General features: G+C 66.2%; 5 protein-coding genes. 2 read left to right on the top strand and 3 right to left on the bottom strand.

Annotation, left to right across the window (positions count from 1 at the left end):
- On the bottom strand, window positions 1-485 hold a 485-nt coding region (locus DBR22_RS18350; RefSeq protein WP_375134991.1), incomplete at its 3' end, for a putative RNA methyltransferase.
- A 40-nt stretch (window positions 486-525) separates the two neighbouring features.
- Here DBR22_RS18350 and DBR22_RS18355 point away from each other — a divergent pair.
- Window positions 526-2,556, top strand: a complete 2,031-nt coding sequence (locus DBR22_RS18355) for a S9 family peptidase (protein ID WP_108600192.1) — start codon at window positions 526-528, stop codon at window positions 2,554-2,556.
- Between the two features lie 15 nt (window positions 2,557-2,571).
- Here the strand turns inward: DBR22_RS18355 and DBR22_RS18360 are convergent, their stop codons facing one another.
- On the bottom strand, window positions 2,572-3,228 hold the full coding sequence (locus tag DBR22_RS18360) for a peptide deformylase (protein WP_108600193.1): 657 nt from the start codon (window positions 3,226-3,228) through the stop codon (window positions 2,572-2,574).
- Window positions 3,229-3,286: 58 nt separating this feature from the next.
- Here DBR22_RS18360 and DBR22_RS18365 point away from each other — a divergent pair, with 58 nt between their 5' ends.
- Window positions 3,287-3,706: a nuclear transport factor 2 family protein gene (locus DBR22_RS18365; RefSeq protein ID WP_108600194.1), complete on the top strand. Its 420-nt coding sequence runs from the start codon at window positions 3,287-3,289 to the stop codon at window positions 3,704-3,706.
- A 29-nt stretch (window positions 3,707-3,735) separates the two neighbouring features.
- Here DBR22_RS18365 and DBR22_RS24760 read toward each other — a convergent pair.
- Window positions 3,736-4,430 (bottom strand): FAD-dependent oxidoreductase (locus DBR22_RS24760; protein WP_258229290.1); only part of this gene is annotated, 695 nt, incomplete at its 5' end.

Genomic DNA, 4,430 nt, shown 5'->3' on the forward strand with positions numbered 1-4,430 from the left:
GCGTCAGCCACGGGCAGGGGCTGCCACACATCGCAGGCGAGGCAGAGGGCCTCCGGATTGAGCCGGGCGGCGCGGCGAAGCGCGAACTTCGAGATGTCCAGCGCGACGGCGGTGCAGTTGTCAGTCGCCCGCCGTACCTCATCGAGCACTGCCCGGAGGTACTGCCCCGTCCCTGTTCCGGAGTCGAGGACGGTAAATTTCCCCCGAGGGGGAACCAGGCGGGCGATGGTACCTGCGACGGCTTCCGCCAAGGGACGGTAGTGCCCGGCCTCAAGGAAATTGAACCGGGCCGCCACCATGTCCGGGGTGTCAGCTTCGAAAACTGTGCCCTTTCCGACCAGCAGGTTGTAGTACCCCTGACGCGCTGCGTCGAAGCTGTGCCCGGACCCGCACGCCAGGGCCCCGCGAGCCGCGCCCGGGTTATCGGAACCATTAAGGGGGCCCCGGCAGACAGGACAGCGCAGCAGGGGAGGGGTGGATGACATAGGCACCATCCTATGGGGCAGGCACGTTAGGCTCACGTGGGTGAAGCCTGAACATCTCCCCCTGCTGAATTCCGTCTCCGCCCCGGCAGTTCATCCCGATGGCAGCCGGGCCGTGGTCTCGGTGACCCGCCCGGATTTTGTTGCTGACTCCGCTGTGGGCCAACTATGGAATGTTCCGCTGGACCCGGAGCAACTGCCACGACGGATCAGCAGGGGTTTCCGGGACACTGCCCCGGCCTTCTCGCCCGACGGCCTGGTGCTGGCGTTCCTCCGGACGGACGCCCGGTCCTCGAAGGCCCAACTCTGCGTCGTGGAAGCCGCTGGAGGCGAGCCGCAGGTCATCACGGACAGGCTCCTGGGCGTGGAGGATTTCTCCTGGTCACCGGATTCCCACCGGATTGTGTTCTGCTCCCGTGAGCCTGATCCGGGACGCTATGGCAGCAGCGGGGAAGTGGCCCCGGAGGCAGAGGAGCCGCGGTTCATCGATTCCTTTCAGTACCGCCTGAACGGTGTGGGATATACCCGGGATAAACCGCGCCGGCTGTTCGTGGTGGACGTCCCCGAACTCGGAGCCGAGCCTCCGGTCCGGCCCCCGGGCAGCCACATGAAGCACTCCGGAGAGGGACAGCGCGCATCAGTGCCGGCCGTCCGCTTACTGACGTCCTTCGCGGCCGACCTGAGCGGCGGGACAATCAGTGCGGATGGATCCTGGGTCTATTTCATTGCCGACGAGCCAGCGAACGATCCAGATCTGTCCACCCGCATTTATAGGGTCCCCGTCACGGGAGGAGAGCCGCTCGCCGTAGAACCGCCGGACTCGCCTGCCCGCAAGGTGCTGGCTGTCCGGCAGTCACGGGATGGCAACTGGCTGTTCTACGTTGCCCAGGATCTGGGCGCATCGGGCAGGGATTTCGTGGCACGGAATTCCGTACTGTATTGCCTCCCGGTTGGCGGAGGGACACCGGTGCCGCTCAGCGACCCTGACATCATGGATGTCTCCGCTCCAGGAAGCCGGATAGAACTCCGGGGCCCGGACCGCGCCCTGGTGCTCAATAACGCGCAGGGCACCGTGGAGCTGCTCGAGTTGGGCGCCACCGGCGGGCACGCCCTCCTGGTGCACGGGGACAAGGTGGTGTCCGGTGCGGCCTGGGCAGGCGGTTCGCTTGTTGCCGCGTTCAGCGATCCGTCGACAACCGGGGATCTGGCAGTGCTCGACGACGGTCAGCTGCGGCTGCTGACCGACTTTTCGGCAGGCCTGCGGACCCAGGCCGACCTGGTGGTTCCGGTGGAGCTGACCTTTGACGCGCCGGACGGCTATCCCGTCCATGGATGGCTGGTCCGTCCGCCTGGCAAAGGCCCGCACCCGGTCCTGCTGAACATCCATGGGGGTCCGTTTGCACAGTTCACCGTGGGGCTCTTCGACGAAGCCCAGATCTACGCCGCGGCGGGCTACGCCGTCCTGATGTGCAATCCGCGGGGCTCCGCAGGTTATGGCAGGGACCATGGGCTGGCCATCAAAGGCCGGTTCGGCACCGACGACCGGCAGGACATCCTCGCCTTCCTCGACGGCGCCCTGGCAAAATTCCCGGCACTGGATGCCGGCAGGCTGGGAATCATGGGCGGCTCGTACGGCGGGTACCTCACCGCATGGACCATTGCGCATGACCACCGGTTCGCAGCGGCCATTGTGGAGCGAGGATTCCTGGATCCGGTCAGCTTTGAAGGAACAGCCGATATTGGCTGGTATTTCGGGCACGAATATCTTGGTGAGTCGGCCGCCGGTGTTGCTGCCCAGAGCCCCCTCCACCATGTAGACCGGGTACGGACCCCCACCCTGGTGGTCCACAGCGAAGACGATCTCCGGTGCCCGCTGGAACAGGGACAGCGCTACTACACGGCCCTGAAACGGCGCGGCGTCGAGACCGGACTCCTGGTTTTTCCCGGTGAAGACCATGAACTCTCGCGCTCAGGTACGCCTAACCACCGCCGCCAACGCTTTGAGCACGTCCTGGACTGGTGGGCAAGGTTCCTCCCCACAGCAGCCAATCCGGCGGGAGAAGTGCAGGGCTGAGCGTCGTCGCGGACGTCAGGGCAGAAAACCCAGGGCTGCTCGGGCCTTTGCGATGCCGGGCTCGGCCCAGTGGGCTGCGTACTCGGCATTTCCGCTCAGCGATCTCAGCTCCGCGCGGTCCACGTACAGGGTGCCGTGCAGGTGGTCGGTCTCGTGCTGGACAATCCGGGCCTGCCAGCCCTCGAACTCGCGTTCCGAACCCAGGCCCCCGGGTGTTTGGAACTGAAGCAGCACGCGCTCATGGCGGACCACCACGGCCTGGAGTCCGCTGAGGGAGAGACACCCTTCAAAGAACGCGGCGGTCCGGTCTCCGACCGGGCTGTACCGCGGATTAAGGATGGCCAGGAAATCCAGCGGGGTGCGGTGGCGTACCGCCGCCGCCTCCGGATCGACGTCGTACTGGTCCTCCAAAACGGCCAGCTGGAGCGGAATCCCGAGTTGCGGTGCGGCAAGACCGACGCCGGGGGCCTCATGCATCACGCGGCGCATCACGGCTATCAGCTGCTCGAGCTCTTCAGGGCTGATCTGGCCATCGAACGGGGCAGCCTCCTGGCGCAGCACCGGGTGGCCGGCCTGGACAATAGGCGGCAATGACTCTGCTGAGAGAATCTCCTGCACGCATTCCCGGAGCTGCGCAGGCGTGAACGGTGTGGGCGGAGCGGCGGTGGTCATGCTGAAATCCTATAATCGGGGAGGCATGCCGGGGGCCGGTTCAGCTAGTGTCGAATCCATGGCTGAACTGAATGCGACGGAAACCTCACCTCGGGAGCACGTCCTGGAATTTGTCCGGACCCTTGAAGCAGGAGGGGGAGGCGCAGCCATCCGGCGCTTCCTTGCAGAGGATTTTACGCTGATGGAGGCCCCGCATCTGCTCGCTCCGGAAGGCTCCACCCGGACGCTGGAACAGATCCTTGCCGGCGCGGATCAGAGTGCCCAGGTGGTGTCCGGCCAGAAGTTCGATGTCCGGCGGACCACGTGCGAGGGCGGCCGCGTTGTTGTCGAAGCCGACTGGTCTGCCACGTTGCTGATGGACCTGCGGCACTGGGACGCAGGGGAGACCCTCCGCGCCCGGACGACATCAGTCTTTGAAGTGCGTGACGGCAGGATCGTCAGCCAGGACAGCTACGACTGCTACTTCCTGAACTCCTGACGGACACGGCGCCGGCGGCTCCTGCACCGTCATTGCATGGTAAACCGCCGGGCCACCAGCCTGTTTGCGGCGGGGACACCGGCAACGGCTCCGATGGCGAGGCTTCTCAGGGTCAGGAGAGGCCGGGGCAAGGGCCGGCCGAGCGTCATGTTCACTTCGGATTGCCACCGCGCCACCCTGGCCGCCTTCCGGCGTCCGGCCGCGTAAGCCTGCAAGCGGCGTCCCACGGGTTCCCCGGCCAGCGCGGCGCAGATAACCGGCGCCAGTTCTGCTGCATCGAGCCAGCCAAGATTCATTCCCTGCCCGCCGATCGGGCTGATTTCGTGGGCGGCATCACCGATCAGGACTGCCCGTCCAGCGACAGACCTCCCTGCCATGGACGAACGCGGGCTGAAAGCGCTGAGCATCGTGTTGGTGTCCGGATCCGGACGGACTCCTGTGCGGCGGTGCACGATCCGGGCCAACTCGGAGGGGTCCGGCACCAGGGCGGCCCGGTTCACTCTCGCCACCCAGCGGCGGACACCGCCCGGCAGTGGAAAGGACTCCACGATGCCGTCGGCTTCGAGATACAGCACGGCCTCCTGGCAATGATCGCCGGCGGCTTCGAAATCGCCCATGACGTAGTGGTCCGGGTAGCTTCTGGAGCTTGCCTCGATCCCGAGCAGTCCCCGCACAGAGGACCGCGAACCGTCAGCGGCGACCAGCAGCCGGGCGGACAGCCGGG

The organism is Arthrobacter sp. HMWF013, assembly GCF_003061105.1.
GTDB lineage: Bacteria > Actinomycetota > Actinomycetes > Actinomycetales > Micrococcaceae > Arthrobacter.